We start from the raw sequence: 14,004 nt of genomic DNA, 5'->3' as shown, positions 1-14,004 counted from the left end.
AGCGGCGCTACGCGTGGGCGCGCGACCAGGTGCGCCACCACGGCGGGCTGCTCATCATCGCCGCCCGCTACCTGCCCGGCGGGCGCGTCGCCAGCGCACTCGCGAACGGCAGCCTGGGCTACCCGCTGCGCCGGTTCGTGCCGCTGGACCTCGCCGGCGCCGCGATCTGGGCGGTCTACAGCGTGCTGATCGGCGTCGCCGGCGGCGCCGCCTTCGCCGACGAGCCGGGCAAGGGCCTGCTGCTGTCCTTCAGCCTCGGTCTGGGCCTGGTCTTCGCCATCGAAGCCGGCCGGCGGCTACGGTCGGCCCATGCTCGAAGCGATCGACGTCCACGCCGACGCGCTGAAGCGGGCGGCGCTGACAGCCGGCCCGGCGGCGCCGGTGCCGAACTATCCGAAGTGGACTGTTCATGACCTGGTGACGCACATCGCTTCCGTGCACTGCGCCGCGATCGGCCTGGTGCTGGACCGGCCGCTGCGGCCGACGCCGCCACCGGATTGGGCGGACGTGCTCGGGTGGTGGGACGGGCAGCGCCTCGCCCTGCGCGAAGCCCTGGTGCGAAACCCGGGATCGCCGTGGACCGGCCGATTGGCCCACGCCACGGCGATCCACCGCCTGGACGCCGAATCCGCGCTCGCCCAGCCGGTGCCGGCGCGCTTGTCCCCCGAGTTCGCCCCGGGCGCGGGCGAACTCGTCTGCGCCGTCGTGCTGCCGGGTTCGGCCGGGTGCCGCAGCGGGGACCGGCTCCCGGCGTTCTGACCAGCACGGGGAGAATGCGGGACGTGACCGCTCCCGAACGCCGCTACGTCATCACCTTCGGCTGTCCCGACCGCACCGGCATCATCGCCCGGATCTCCGGGTTCCTCGCCGAGCACGGCGGCTGGATCGTCGAGGCGGCCTACCACACCGACCCGGACACCGGCTGGTTCTTCACCCGCCAGGTCGTCCGCGCCGACTCGCTGCCGTTCGACGCCGCCGGGCTGCGCGCCCGGTTCGGCGAGGTGGCCGCGGACCTCTCCGCGGAGTCGAACTGGCAGGTCAGCGACACCGGCGAGCGGCGCCGCGCGGTCGTGCTGGTGTCGAAGGCCGGGCACTGCCTGTACGACCTGCTCGGCCGGGTCGCCTCCGGCGAGCTGGACGTCGACATCGCGGCGGTGATCGGCAACCACGAGTCCCTCGCGGACATCACGCGCGCGCACGGCATCCCGTTCCACCACGTGCCGTTCCCGGCCGGCGGGAAAGAGGAAGCGTTCGAGCAGGTCCGCAAGCTGGTCGACGAGCACGACCCGCACGCGGTCGTGCTGGCCCGGTTCATGCAGATCCTCCCCGCGGACCTGTGCCGCGACTGGGCCGGCCGCGCGATCAACATCCACCACAGCTTCCTGCCGTCGTTCATCGGCGCGAAGCCGTACCACCAGGCCCACACGCGTGGCGTGAAGCTGGTCGGCGCGACCTGCCACTACGTGACGGCGGACCTCGACGCGGGCCCGATCATCGAGCAGGACGTCATCCGCGTCGACCACGGCGACTCCGTGGACGACATGGTCCGCAAGGGCCGCGACATCGAGAAGGTCACGCTGGCGCGCGGCCTGCGCTGGCACCTGGAGAACCGGGTGCTGGTGCACGGCAACCGCACCGTGGTGTTCTGACGCGGTTGCCGTGCTCCCCGTCAGGCCCCGATCGTCTTGGCGTCGATGACGAACCGGTAGCGCACGTCGGAGTTCTCGACGCGCTCGTAGGCCTCGTTGACCTTGCCGGCCGGGATCGTCTCGATCTCCGCGCCGATGCCGTGCTTCGCGCAGAAGTCCAGCATCTCCTGGGTCTCGGCGATGCCGCCGATCATCGAGCCGGCCAGCACCTTGTTGCCGCCCAGCAGCGAGAAGGCGTTGTAGTTCAGCGGCTCGCCGGGCGCGCCGACGTTCACCATCGCGCCGCCGACCTTCAGCAGTCCGAGGTAGGCGTCGATCGGCAGCTTGGCCGAGACGGTGTTGAGGATGATGTCGAACTTCCCGCGCAGGACGTCGAACGTGGCTTCATCGCTGGTCGCGTAGTAGTCGGTGGCGCCGAGCTTGAGGCCGTCTTCCTGCTTCTTGAGGCTCTGGCTCAGCACGGTCACCTCGGCGCCCATCGCGGCGGCGATCTTGACGCCCATGTGCCCGAGCCCGCCGAGGCCGATCACGGCGACCTTCTTGCCGGGGCCGGCGCCCCAGTGGTTGAGCGGCGAGTAGGTGGTGATGCCCGCGCACAGCAGCGGCGCGGCGACGTCGAGGTCGATGCCCTCCGGGATGCGGCAGACGAAGGCGTCCTTCACGACGATCTGGTTGCTGTAGCCGCCGTAGGTGTTCTCGCCGTCGAAGCCGACGCCGTTGTAGGTCTGGACGTTGCCCTTGACGCAGAACTGCTCGGTGCCGGCCAGGCAGTATTCGCACTCGCCGCAGGAGTCGACCATGCAGCCGACGCCGACGCGGTCACCCACCTGGTACTTCGTGACACCCGACCCGACCGCGGCGACGACGCCGGCGATCTCGTGGCCCGGGACCATCGGGAAGATCGCCTGGCCCCAGTCCTCCTTGGCCTGGTGGATGTCGCTGTGGCAGATACCGGCGTAAGCGATGTCGATCAGGACGTCGTCAGCACGCAGGTCACGGCGCTCGATCGTGGTCGGCGCCAGCGGCGCGCCCGGCGCCGGAGCGGCGATGGCGTTCGTGGTCGTGCTCATGGAACCCTCCGTGTTCAAGTACCGTTGGACCCCGTAAGAGGTCTCTTACATGTTCGACGTAAGAGGGGTCTTACATATTTCGAACGAGAGATGTGATCCAGGTCATGGGCGGCAAGTACCACCACGGCGACCTCCGCGGCGAGCTCGTGCGCGTGTCACTGGACCTCATCGCCGAGCAGGGCCTCGCCGGCTTCTCGGTCGCCGAGGTCGCCCGCCGGGCGAAGGTCAGCCCCGGCGCGCCCTACCGGCACTTTCCGACCCGCGAGAGCCTGCTGGCCGAGATCGCGGCGAACATCGCCTGCCAGCTGGCCGACCGCGTCGCCGCGGCGGCGGGCGAGCACGACGCCCCGGCGGACGCCTTGGCCGCGGCGGCGGGCGCGTACACGCGCTACCTGATCGAGCGCCGGGCGGGGATGAACGTCATCTACGCGGAGGGCCTGCACGGCCCGGAGCACGTCGGCCTGCACGAACAGACCCGCCGGCTGACGGACGAGTTCCTGATGCGCTGCCTGACCGTCGCCCCGGACCCCGGGACGGCGCTGGAACTGATGGAGCAGCTGTTCACGCAGGCCCACGGGTACGGCACGTTCCAGCTCGACGGCGTGTTCGTGAAGCACGGGTATTCGGTGGACCTGGTCGTGAAGAAGTCCACGGAAGCCGCGCGGATCGTGATCGCGGGCCGGACCGGCCTCCACGCCGCGGGATGATCACCTCGTGAACGAGATCATCTTGATGTCCGACCCGAAGGTCGCAGCCATCCCGGTCGCCGAGTGCGGCGAACGGCTCGTGGACGTAAGGCGCGTCAGTTCACTGCTCATCGACGACCGGAAGCAACAGGAATCCGCCGATGCCGCCGCCCACCTGCGGGAAGGCGTGCTCAACCGCCTCCTCGCAGCCGAAGCATCACTGCCCCAGGGCCTGCGGCTGCTGTTCGTCGAAGGGTACCGCCCGCCATCGCTGCAACGCCGCTACTTCGAGGAGTACGCGGCACAACTAAGCGCCGACCACCCTGAATCGTCCGCCGGAGAGGTCCGGTCGGCAGCCAGCCGATTCGTGTCCCCACCGGAGATCGCACCGCACAGCGCGGGAGCGGCCGTCGACCTGACGCTTGCCGATGCCGACGGCCATGAACTCGACCTCGGCACCCGCATGAACGCGACCCCGGAAGAAAGTGCCGGCGCCTGCTACACACACGCCGCCGACATCACCGACGAAGCACGCTCACTTCGGCGCATCCTCGGCACCGCCCTGACCGACGCCGGGCTGGTCAACTACCCCACGGAATGGTGGCACTGGTCATACGGAGACCGCTACTGGGCCCTCATGACAGCGACAGCAACCGCCCGCTACGGACCGAAATCCCTCGACTAGCTTGGGCCCATGGGGATCATCGACTCACACGAAGCCTTGCGCGAGATCGTCGGCGAGACGGCCGAGCGCACGAAGAAGAAGATCATCGACCGCATCGACGAGCACGCCCGCACCCTGATCGAACACTCGCCGTTCGTGCTGCTGGCGACGTCTTCGCCGGACGGCAGCTGCGACGTCTCCCCGCGGGGCGATCCGGCGGGCTCGGTCCTGGTGCTCGACGAGAAGACGCTGGTGCTCGCCGACCGGCCGGGCAACAAGCTGATCGACAGCTTCCGCAACATCGTCGACAACCCGCACGCCGGCCTGCTGTTCCTGGTGCCGGGGATGAACGAGACGCTCCGGGTGAACGGCCGCGCGAAGCTGGTGTCCGACGCGCCGTTCTTCGACGACCTCGTCGTGCAGGGGAAGCGGCCGAAGCTCGCGGTGGTCGTCGAGGTCGAAGAGCTGTACATGCACTGCGCGAAGGCGTTCCTGCGCTCGTCGCTGTGGGATCCGGCGACCTGGCCGGACCGGTCGGCGCTGCCGTCGCTCGGCACGATCCTGCGTGACCAGATGGCGCTCCCGATTTCGGCGGCGGAGCTGGACGCGGACCTGAACGAACGGGCGCTCACCCAGCAGTACTGATCCCGGCGACGACGTCGAGCAGCCCGGGGAACCGGACGTCGAACTCGTCCCGGCGCAGCCGCACGAAGGTGCCGTTGCCGGCGTCACGCTGGCGGACCAGGCCGGCTTCGCGCAGCACGCGCCAGTGGTGCGTCCGGGTCGACTTGGCGATCGGCAGCGGGAACGAGGAGCACGCGCGCTCGGCGCCGCCCTCGGCGACGAGTTCGAGCACCACGGCGCGGCGGTGCGGGTCGGCGAGGGCGGAGAGGACGGCGCCGAGGTCGACGTCGGCCATCTCCGGGATCGGCAGTTCACCGGGCATGCTGGACATGGTACGGCAGCTGTCGTACCTTACGAAGGTACGATCTCCTTCGAACCTCCGGAGCCCGCATGCTGTGCGTCTTCGACGTCAACGAGACCCTGCTCGACCTGACCGCGATGGACCCGCTGATCGGCGGCCCCGAGCTGCGGCGCGAGTGGTTCGGGCTGGCCATCCACACCGTCCTGACCGTGACGGCGACCGGCGGCTACCGCGACTTCTCGGGCATCGCCGGCGAAGCCGCGGTCGAGGCCGCCGCCCGCCACGGGCGTGAAGTGGACCTCGCGAAGATCGCCGCGGGCATCCGCTCGCTCCCCGCCCACCCGGACGTCGAAGCGGGCCTGACGAAGCTGCGCGAGGACGGCCACACCGTCGTCGCGCTGACGAACTCGCCGCTCGCGACGGCCGAGGCGCAGCTGCAGAACGCCGGGCTGGCGCCGCTGCTCGACCGGATCTTCTCGGCCGAGCAGGTCGGCAAGCTCAAGCCCGCGCCCGAGCCGTACCGCCAGGTCGTGGCCGCGTACCCCGGTGAGCGGGCGCTGATGATCGCGGCGCACGACTGGGACATCGCGGGCGCCCAGGCCGCGGGCCTCGAGACGGCGTTGCTCACCCGTCCCGGCGTCCACCCGCTGCCCGGTTCGCCCGCGCCCACCTACACCGCGTCGACCCTGCCGGAGCTGGCCGAACTGCTCTAGTCGGCGATGCGGACCAGCATCTTGCCGGTGTTGGCCCCGGACAGCAGGCCGAGGAACGCCTCCGGCGCGTTGCGGATGCCGTCGACGAAGGTCTCCGAGTACTTGATCCGCCCGTCCTTGACCAGCGGCGCGATCTCGGTGACGAACTGCTGCTGCAGGCCCCAGTGGTCCAGCACCAGCAGGCCGCGGATGGTGATCCGCTTGGCGATGATCTGCGCGAGGTTGCGCGGCGCCGGCGTCGCCTCGGTGGCGTTGTACTGCGAGATCATCCCGCAGACGGCGATCCGGCCGTGCAGGTTGATCGAGTTGATGGCCGCCTCGAGGTGGTCGCCGCCGACGTTGTCGAAGTAGACGTCGATGCCTTCCGGCGCCGCCTCGGCCAGCTGCTCGGCGACCGGGCCGTCCTTGTAGTTGAAGGCCGCGTCGAAGCCGAGGTCGTCGATCAGGTGGCGGACCTTCTCCGCCGAACCCGCCGAGCCGATGACCCGCTTGGCGCCCTTCAGCTTCGCGAGCTGCCCGACGAGCGAGCCGACCGCGCCGGCCGCGCCGGAGACGAACACCGTGTCGCCCGGCTTGAACTCGGCCGACTCCAGCAGGCCCGCGTACGCGGTGAGCCCCGGCATGCCGAGCACGCCCAGGTACGTCGACAGCGGCGCGGCGTCGCCGTCCACCTTGACGAAGCGCTTGGCGTCGAGGACGGCGTGCGTGCGCCAGCCGGCCTGGTGGAGCACGTGGTCACCCGGCTTGACGTCGTCGACGTTCGACTCGACGACCTCGCCGACCGCCCCGCCGGACATGACCTCGCCGACCTCGAACGGCGGCGCGTAGGACTTCACGTCCCGCATGCGGCCGCGCATGGCCGGGTCGACGCTCATGACCAGGTTGCGCACCAGGATCTGGCCCTCGCCGGCGGTGGGGATCTCGGTGTCCACGATCTCGAAGTTGTCCTGCGTGGGGACGCCGTGCGGGCGGGAAGCGAGCCGGATTTCGGTCGCCTGGGTGGGTGCGTTCACCGTCGAACTCCTCAAGTCGGTCGAAGCGGGGCAGGCGCCCCGGATTCCACCCGGTGCAACCTACTAACCGGGGCGCACATTCCGTCTGTGAGCCGTCACACGATCTCGGCGAGCTTCCCCAGGACGCCGTCGTAGATCTTCTTGAGCCCACCGGGCGCGAAGGTCTTCTCGAAGAAGCCGCCGATGCCGCCGGCGCCGTCCCAAGACGTCTCGATCTTCACCAGGCTCTTTTCACCTGCTTCGGCGACCGTCCACGTGGTGACCATGCTCGAGTTCGCGTCGGTCTCGACCAGCGTGCCCGGCTTCGGCTCGGTGACCGTGGCCTTGACGTCCCGCACCCGCTTGGACGTCGCCTGCAGCTTCCAGCCCGCCTTGGTGCCGGCGCCGACCCCGCCTTCGGTGACCTCGTAGTCGCGGTAGTGCTCGGTGAGCAGCTTCGGGCGCGTCTCGGCGTAGTCGGCGACGAGCGCGCGAACCTTGTCGGCCGGGGCGTCGATGGTGCGCTCCGCGGTGGCCGTGACCTTTCCCATTTCACTCCTCCTGGCGAGCTTCGCGAACAGACTCCACGATTCCACCGTGACGCGCACCTCCCGCACGCGGCCCGGACGTCCCAGATAGTGAGCGGCGGAAGTCTGGTCTGGACACCTGTTTCCGCTGGTCAGAGCCACGCCGAGCACGCCGGAACTGGCGTAACACGGCGTTAACGTGCGCTGGCCATCCTCCCCGCCATGCCCACGACATCCCGCCGGACCAGGTCCGACGCCGCCCGGCAGCTCGCGGATCTGCTGCGCCGCCAGGTGCTGGCCGACGAGACGCTGCCGTGCGAGGAGGACCTCACGGTGGAGTTCTCGGCGACCCGCAACACCGTCCGAGAAGCCCTCGCGCTGCTGCGCGACGACGGCCTGATCGCGCGCCAGCCCGGCGTCGGCACGGTCGTCGTCGGGCACAAGTACCCGCACGGGCTCAACCGGCTGGCCGGGCTCGCCGAGGTGCTGCGCGAGCACGGCGAGGTCACCAACGACGTCCGGGCCGCGGACCTGGTGCCCGCGCCCGCCGTCGTGGCGCACCGGCTCGGCGTGCCCGAGCGGTCCGAGGTCGTCTACCTCGAACGGCTCCGGAGGCTCGACGGCGTCCCGCTGTCGCTCGACCTCACCTACCTGCTGCCGGAGATCGGGAAACCGCTGCTGGCGCACGACCTCGCCGGCCGGGACGTCTTCGCGCTCATCGAGGAGACCTCCGGGCAGCGGCTGGGCTACGCCGACATCGACGTCGAAGCGCTCAACGCCGACGCCGAGACGGCCGCGGTCCTCGACGTCCAGCCGGGGGCCGCGCTGCTGCGGTGGGAACGCCTGACGCACTTCGCCGACGGCAGGCCCGTCGACCTCGAGTACATCCGCCTGCGGGGCGACCGCTTGACCATGCGGGCCCGCCTCGACCGTTCCTGAAGGAGATCGCCGTGCCCCTCGTGCCGAACCGGGTCGACGTCCCGGTCACGATCGACGAGTCGAAGTGCCTCGACGGCTGCCGGCTCTGCGTCGACATGTGCCCGCTCGACTCGCTGGCCATCGACCCGGACACCGACAAGGCGTACATGCACGTCGACGAGTGCTGGTACTGCGGGCCGTGCGCCGCCCGCTGCCCGACGGGCGCGGTGACCATCAACATGCCTTACCTGCTGCGATGAAGGGCCTCCGGATCACGCTCGCCGCCGCGCTGCTGGCCGCGGGCTGCACCGCGAACGCGGCGTCGTCGAACGACGTCGACGTCGTCATCGGCTACCAGTCGAAGACGATCAACACCGTCACCGCGGGCACGCTGCTGCGCTCGCTGGGGTACTTCGAGCGGCGCCTGACCGGGCTCGGCAAGCGGGACGGAAAGCGCTATCACGTCACGTGGCAGGACTACTCGACCGGCGCGCCGATCACCGCGCAGATGGTCGCGGGCAAGATCGACATCGGCTCGATGGGCGACTACCCGTTGCTGATCAACGGTTCCCGCACGCAGGAGTTCGGCGACGGGCGCACCAAGCTGATCGCCGCCACCGGCTACAACCTGCTGGGCGCGCTCAACATGGTCGTCGTCCCGCCCGGCTCGCCCGCGCACACCCTGGCCGACCTGAAGGGGAAGAAGATCTCGGCCAGCATCGGCTCGGCCGGGCACGGCACCACCGTGCACGCCCTGCGGAACATCGGGATCAGCCCGGACGACGTGCATCTCCAGAACCAGGCGCCCGCGGTCGGGGTGTCCGGGCTGCAGTCCGGCGCGGTCGACGCGCTCGGGCAGTTCGTCGCCTGGCCGGGCCAGCTGGTGTTCGCGAACCAGGCGCGGCTGCTCTACGACGGCTCGGCGCTGAAGCTGCCCACGTGGCACGGCGTGGTCGCCCGGGAGTCCTATGCGGACAGCCACCACGACGTCGTCACGGAATTCCTTCGGGCGCAACGGGACGCGACGGACTACCTGCACACGCACCCGATGGACGCGGCACTGAAGGTCGCGTCCGCCACCAAGCTCCCGCCCGAAGTCGTCTACCTCTACAACGGCGCCGGCGGCATGGTCACCTTCGACCTGCCGCTCAAGCACCCGCTGATCAGCGCCCTCGAGACCGACGCGCCCTTCCTGCGCTCGATCGGCAACATCAAGCGGCTCGACCTCGGCGCGTTCGTCGACGACCGCTACCTGCGGGAGGTCTACGGCCCGGCCTACGACACCGCGGTGTCCTCATTGGACAACCCGGCGCCGGTCACCGGGTTCGACACGACGTGCGCCCAGGCCGTCACCGATCCGCGGACCGCCGGCGAGCTGTGGCTGAATGGGGAGACCGCCACGCATCCCGCCGCCACTCCGGCGTGCCTGCTCAAAGCCGTGGCGCACGCGGGAAAGCCGGTCCGCGCCGCCTACGTCCCCGACGCCGCCACCGGCACCCGCTGGTTCGCGGACAAGGCCGTCTGGGTGCGCGACGCGGGCGGCGCGCTGCTGCCGTTCACCACCGAAGACGGCGCCCGCGCCCACCTCGCCGCGCACCCCGGCGCGATCGTCAGCTACGCGCAAGCCGTGGAGGAGTCCCGATGACCCAGACCCTGGCGCACGAACCCACCGCGGTCGAAGCGCCGCCCTCACCACCGAAACGCCGCTTCGGCCGGTTCGCAGTCCGCGCCGGCAGTGTCGTCGCCGCGCTGGTGTTGTGGGAGCTGCTGACCGAATTCGACGTCGACCTGTGGCTGCACTTCGACCGCCTGCCCACGCCGGTCGAGGTGGCCCGCGACCTCGGCTACCAGCTCGGCACCGCCGTCTACTACCAGGACCTGCTCGACTCCCTGCGCCGGATCGTCACCGGCTTCGCGCTGGCCGCGGTGTTCGGCATCGCGCTCGGCACGGCGATCGCGCGCTCCCGCGGCACGTCCGACGTCGTCCAGCCGCTGCTGGAGGTGCTGCGGCCGATCCCGGCGATCGCGATGGTGCCGATCGCGATCCTGCTGTTCCCCAGCAACGAGCAGGGCATCGTGTTCATCACCTTCATCGCCGCGTTCTTCCCGGTGGTGGTCTCGACCCGGCACGCCGTGCGGGCGCTGCCGCTGGTCTGGGAGGACGCGATCCGCACGATGGGCGGGTCGCGGCGGCGGGTGCTGTGGAACGTCGTGCTGCCGGGCGCGCTGCCCGGCGTGTTCGGCGGGTTGTCCGTCGGCATGGGCGTTTCGTGGATCTGCGTGATCTCGGCGGAGATGATCTCCGGCGAGTTCGGCGTCGGCTACCGGACCTGGCAGGCCTACACCGTCGTCGACTACCCCGGCGTGATCGTCGGGATGCTCACCATCGGCCTGCTCGGCTGGGTCACCTCGGCCGCCGTGGAACTGCTGGGCCGCCGCGCCACCCGCTGGCTGCCCCGAGGGGAGAACTCATGACGCTGCGCACCGAGCACCTGACCGTCCACTACGGACAGCGGACCGTGCTGTCCGGCATCGACCTCGACGTCGCCGACGCGGAGATCCTCGCCGTGACCGGCCCGTCCGGCTGCGGGAAGTCGACGCTGCTGCGCGCGCTCGCCGGGCTGCTGCCGGTGTCGGCGGGCCGGATCCTGTCCGCCGGCGTCCCGGTGACCGGCACCTCGGCCGAACGCGCGCTGGTGTTCCAGGACGACGGGCTGCTGCCCTGGCGTTCCGTGCGGCGCAACGTCGAGCTGCCGCTGGCCATCCGGGGCGTGCCGCGGGTGCGGCGGCGGGCCGAAGCCGAGTCGTGGCTGGACCAGGTCGGGCTGGCCGGGTACGAGGACCACCTGCCGCGCGAGCTGTCCGGCGGGATGCGGCAACGCGTCCAGCTCGCCCGCACCCTGGCCGGGTCGCCGCGGGTGATCCTGGCCGACGAGCCGTTCGGCGCGCTCGACGCGCAGACCCGCACGGCGATGCAGCGCCTGCTGGTCGAGGTCTGGCGCAAGCGGCCGACGACGGTGGTGTTCGTGACCCACGACGTCGACGAAGCGCTGTTCCTGGCCGACCGCGTCGCGGTGCTGACCCGCGGCGGGCGGCTGGCGAAGATCGTCGGGTCGTCGAGCCCGCGGACCGCGGAACCCGCGGCGGCGGCCGAGCGCGCCGAGGTGCTGGACGGGCTGGTGGCGGCGTGACGTTCGAAGCACCCCCGGTGGCCACGCGGACCCACTTCGAGACCGACGTCCTCGTGATCGGCGGCGGCACGGCCGGGACCATGGCCGCGCTGACCGCCGCCGAGCACGGCGCGAACGTGCTGCTGCTGGAAAAGGCGCACGTCCGGCACTCGGGCGCGCTCGCGATGGGCATGGACGGCGTGAACAACGCGGTCATCCCCGGCAAGGCGACGCCGGAGGACTACGTCGCCGAGATCACCCGCGCCAACGACGGCGTCGTCGACCAGTCCACTGTGTACCAGACGGCGCGGCGCGGGTTCGCCATGGTGCGGCGGCTGGAGAAGTACGGCGTCAAGTTCGAAAAGGACGAGTACGGCGAGTACGCCGTCCGGCGCGTGCACCGCTCCGGCAGCTACGTCCTGCCGATGCCGGAGGGCAAGGACATCAAGAAGGTGCTCTACCGCGTGCTGCGGCAAAAGCAGATGCGCGAGCGCATCACGATCGAGAACCGCGTGATGCCGGTGCGGGTGCTGACCTCGGGCGGCCGCGCGGTCGGCGCCGCCGGGTTCAACACCCGGACCGGGGAGTTCGTCACGGTTTCGACGTCCGCGGTGATCCTCGCGACCGGCCCGTGTGGACGGTTGGGCCTGCCGGCGAGCGGCTACCTCTACGGCACCTACGAGAACCCGACCAACGCGGGCGACGGCTACGCGATGGCCTACCACGCGGGCGCGGAGCTGTCCGGCATCGAGTGCTTCCAGATCAACCCGCTGATCAAGGACTACAACGGCCCGGCCTGCGCCTACGTCGCCAACCCGTTCGGCGGCTACCAGGTCAACGCCGCGGGCGACCGGTTCGTCGACTGCGACTACTGGTCCGGGCAGATGATGGCCGAGGTCTCGCGCGAGATCTCCTCCGCACGCGGCCCGATCTACCTCAAGCTGACGCACCTGCCGGAAGAGACGCTCGGCGCGCTGGAGAACATCCTGCACACGACGGAACGGCCGACGCGCGGCACGTTCCACGCCACCCGCGGCCACGACTACCGCACGCACGACGTCGAGATGCACATCTCGGAAATCGGCCTGTGCGGCGGGCATTCGGCGTCCGGCGTCCGGGTCGACGAGAACGGCGCCACGACGGTCCCCGGCCTGTACGCGGCGGGCGACCTCGCGTGCGTGCCGCACAACTACATGATCGGCGCGTTCGTCTACGGCGACCTCGCGGGGGCGCACGCCTCGAAGTCGTTGCGGCCGCTGGTGCCGTTGCCCGAAGACCAGATCGCCGCGGCGCATTCCCTGATCTACCGGCCACTGTCCCATCCGGACGGTCCGCCGCAGCAGCAGGTGGAGTACAAGCTGCGCCGGTTCGTCAACGACTACGTGGCCCCGCCCAAGACGACGGCGAAGCTGGAGATCGCGCTGGAGACGTTCGCGCGGATGTCCGGGGAGATCGCCGGCATGGGCGCGCGGACCCCGCACGAGCTGATGCGCTGCGCGGAGGTGACGTTCATCCGGGACTGCGCGGAGATGGCGGCGCGGGCGTCGCTGGTGCGGACCGAAAGCCGCTGGGGGCTCTACCACGACCGCACCGACCACCCGGGCCGCGACGACGTGTCGTGGCTGGCGCACCTCGACCTCCGCAAGACCCCGGACGGCGAGATGGAGTTCGTGAAGCGGCCGGTGGCGCCGTACGTCGTGCCGGTACCGGAGTTTTCGGTGCCGGAGTTCGCGCCCGAGGTGCTCGGCACCCACACGGCGTTCAGCGGCCACACGCCACCGGACGCGGTCACGTCGGCGGCGCCCGCGCGGACGCATTCGTCGCCGCGGGTGCTGGAGGTCGTCGCCATGGCGGAGGAGCAGCCGTCCCTCGCGGCGCTTTCGCCGTACCTGACCGACCCGGACGCCGAGGTCCGGACGACGGCGATCGCGGTCCTCACCGAGTCGGCCCCGGAAGACTTCGGCCCGGCACTGGTCAAGGCCCTCCACGACATCGACGCCCGCGTCCGCGCCGCGGCGGCGGCCGGCCTCCGGGAGCTGGTGGAGGTACTGCCCCTGTCGTCCACTTTGGACTCCGGGCTTCGGTCGGCACTGTCGGTGTCGGACGCGGACGTGCGCTCGGTGGCCTTGGACGTCCTGCGCGCCCTGCGGCTCGGCGACCCCGAGCTGTTCGCGACGTCCTCGGCCGACCCGGCGGTGGCGGTCCGCCTGGAGGCGATCCGCGGCTTGGTGTCCCTGGACGCGGCTTCGAACCTGGCCGCGGCGGCCACGGACCCGTCCCGCGAGGTCCGCGTCGCGGTGGCGGCCGGCTTGGGCACGATCGGCGACCCGCGGTCCACCGGAACGGTGGCGACACTGGCCGCCGACCCGGACCCCCTGGTCCGAGCGGCGGCCTTGACGGCGGCGGCCGACCTCGGCACCGGCGGCGACCTGCCGGAGTTGGCATTCGCGGCACTGACGGACCCGGCGTGGCAGGTCCGCCGAGGAGCGGCGACGGCGCTGGGTGCGTTGGCCGAGCCGTCGGAACCGCTGCTGGGCGCGTTGGAGGACGAGCACCCGAACGTCCGCCGCGCGGCGGTCCAGGCCCTGGGCAAGTGGGCACGGAGGCCTGCGGTCGCTTCGCGGCTTCGGGCGCGCCGGACCGACTCGGACGCGGACGTCCGCGCGTACACGCGAATGGCGCTGGACGGC

17 protein-coding genes are annotated in these 14,004 nt (G+C 71.0%); 13 read left to right on the top strand and 4 right to left on the bottom strand.

Annotated elements, in window-relative coordinates:
* The 3 genes from G3I65_RS37200 to purU form a co-directional block, all read left to right on the top strand.
* Nucleotides 1–413, top strand: a 413-nt coding sequence (locus G3I65_RS37200; protein WP_375336752.1) for a DedA family protein, incomplete at its 5' end; no start/stop codon positions are given.
* Nucleotides 310–759 (top strand): hypothetical protein, encoded by a 450-nt coding sequence (locus G3I65_RS57750; RefSeq protein ID WP_239071684.1) that lies wholly within the window; start codon nucleotides 310–312, stop codon nucleotides 757–759. The genes G3I65_RS37200 and G3I65_RS57750, both read left to right, overlap by 104 nt.
* A 14-nt stretch (nucleotides 760–773) precedes the next feature.
* Nucleotides 774–1,649 carry a formyltetrahydrofolate deformylase gene (gene purU / locus G3I65_RS37190; RefSeq protein ID WP_166641052.1) on the top strand — a complete coding sequence of 292 codons (876 nt, stop codon included), beginning with the start codon at nucleotides 774–776 and terminating at the stop codon, nucleotides 1,647–1,649.
* A 20-nt stretch (nucleotides 1,650–1,669) separates the two neighbouring features.
* Here the strand turns inward: purU and G3I65_RS37185 are convergent, their stop codons facing one another.
* Entirely contained in the window at nucleotides 1,670–2,719 is a 1,050-nt protein-coding gene (locus tag G3I65_RS37185; protein WP_160700238.1) for an NAD(P)-dependent alcohol dehydrogenase, read from the bottom strand.
* Between the two features lie 104 nt (nucleotides 2,720–2,823).
* Between G3I65_RS37185 and G3I65_RS37180 the strand changes: the two genes are divergently transcribed.
* From G3I65_RS37180 to G3I65_RS37170, 3 genes are read left to right on the top strand one after another with little or no spacing between them, the layout of a single operon-like run.
* Nucleotides 2,824–3,426, top strand: a complete 603-nt coding sequence (locus G3I65_RS37180) for a TetR/AcrR family transcriptional regulator (RefSeq protein ID WP_166641051.1) — start codon at nucleotides 2,824–2,826, stop codon at nucleotides 3,424–3,426.
* A gap of 7 nt (nucleotides 3,427–3,433) precedes the next feature.
* Entirely contained in the window at nucleotides 3,434–4,090 is a 657-nt protein-coding gene (locus G3I65_RS37175) for a M15 family metallopeptidase (RefSeq protein WP_160700236.1), read from the top strand.
* A 9-nt stretch (nucleotides 4,091–4,099) separates the two neighbouring features.
* On the top strand, nucleotides 4,100–4,714 hold the full coding sequence (locus tag G3I65_RS37170) for a pyridoxamine 5'-phosphate oxidase family protein (RefSeq protein WP_160700235.1): 615 nt from the start codon (nucleotides 4,100–4,102) through the stop codon (nucleotides 4,712–4,714).
* Here G3I65_RS37170 and G3I65_RS37165 read toward each other — a convergent pair.
* Nucleotides 4,698–5,015: a helix-turn-helix transcriptional regulator gene (locus G3I65_RS37165; RefSeq protein ID WP_203612626.1), complete on the bottom strand. Its 318-nt coding sequence runs from the start codon at nucleotides 5,013–5,015 to the stop codon at nucleotides 4,698–4,700. The genes G3I65_RS37170 and G3I65_RS37165 overlap by 17 nt on opposite strands.
* 68 nt (nucleotides 5,016–5,083) lie before the next feature.
* Here G3I65_RS37165 and G3I65_RS37160 point away from each other — a divergent pair, with 68 nt between their 5' ends.
* Entirely contained in the window at nucleotides 5,084–5,707 is a 624-nt protein-coding gene (locus G3I65_RS37160; RefSeq protein ID WP_160700233.1) for a haloacid dehalogenase type II, read from the top strand.
* On the opposite strand, the gene G3I65_RS37155 is transcribed toward G3I65_RS37160, so the two are convergent.
* Together G3I65_RS37155 and G3I65_RS37150 are read right to left on the bottom strand one after the other, a co-directional pair.
* Nucleotides 5,704–6,720: an NADP-dependent oxidoreductase gene (locus G3I65_RS37155; RefSeq protein ID WP_160700232.1), complete on the bottom strand. Its 1,017-nt coding sequence runs from the start codon at nucleotides 6,718–6,720 to the stop codon at nucleotides 5,704–5,706. The two genes, G3I65_RS37160 and G3I65_RS37155, sit on opposite strands and share 4 nt — an antisense overlap.
* Nucleotides 6,721–6,815: 95 nt before the next feature.
* Nucleotides 6,816–7,250, bottom strand: coding sequence for an SRPBCC family protein (locus tag G3I65_RS37150; protein ID WP_160700231.1), 435 nt, complete (start codon nucleotides 7,248–7,250; stop codon nucleotides 6,816–6,818).
* Nucleotides 7,251–7,448: 198 nt separating this feature from the next.
* On the opposite strand from G3I65_RS37150, the gene G3I65_RS37145 reads away from it, so the two are divergent.
* The 6 genes from G3I65_RS37145 to G3I65_RS37120 form a co-directional block, all read left to right on the top strand.
* Nucleotides 7,449–8,165 carry a GntR family transcriptional regulator gene (locus G3I65_RS37145; protein ID WP_160700230.1) on the top strand — a complete coding sequence of 239 codons (717 nt, stop codon included), beginning with the start codon at nucleotides 7,449–7,451 and terminating at the stop codon, nucleotides 8,163–8,165.
* Between the two features lie 11 nt (nucleotides 8,166–8,176).
* Entirely contained in the window at nucleotides 8,177–8,404 is a 228-nt protein-coding gene (locus G3I65_RS58430; protein ID WP_125305754.1) for a ferredoxin family protein, read from the top strand.
* Nucleotides 8,401–9,789 carry an ABC transporter substrate-binding protein gene (locus tag G3I65_RS37135; protein WP_160700229.1) on the top strand — a complete coding sequence of 463 codons (1,389 nt, stop codon included), beginning with the start codon at nucleotides 8,401–8,403 and terminating at the stop codon, nucleotides 9,787–9,789. Before G3I65_RS58430 ends, G3I65_RS37135 begins: the two co-directional genes overlap by 4 nt.
* On the top strand, nucleotides 9,786–10,619 hold the full coding sequence (locus tag G3I65_RS37130; protein ID WP_160700228.1) for an ABC transporter permease: 834 nt from the start codon (nucleotides 9,786–9,788) through the stop codon (nucleotides 10,617–10,619). The genes G3I65_RS37135 and G3I65_RS37130 overlap by 4 nt, the downstream gene beginning before the upstream one ends.
* Complete coding sequence (locus G3I65_RS37125; RefSeq protein ID WP_160700227.1) at nucleotides 10,616–11,335, top strand: ABC transporter ATP-binding protein; 720 nt, start codon at nucleotides 10,616–10,618, stop codon at nucleotides 11,333–11,335. Before G3I65_RS37130 ends, G3I65_RS37125 begins: the two co-directional genes overlap by 4 nt.
* Nucleotides 11,332–14,004: fumarate reductase/succinate dehydrogenase flavoprotein subunit (locus tag G3I65_RS37120; protein ID WP_309235912.1), on the top strand; the 2,673-nt coding region annotated here is incomplete at its 3' end. The genes G3I65_RS37125 and G3I65_RS37120, both read left to right, overlap by 4 nt.

It is taken from the genome of Amycolatopsis sp. SID8362, from assembly GCF_010550475.1.
GTDB lineage: Bacteria > Actinomycetota > Actinomycetes > Mycobacteriales > Pseudonocardiaceae > Amycolatopsis > Amycolatopsis eburnea.
This window is presented reverse-complemented; position numbering and strand designations above follow the sequence as displayed.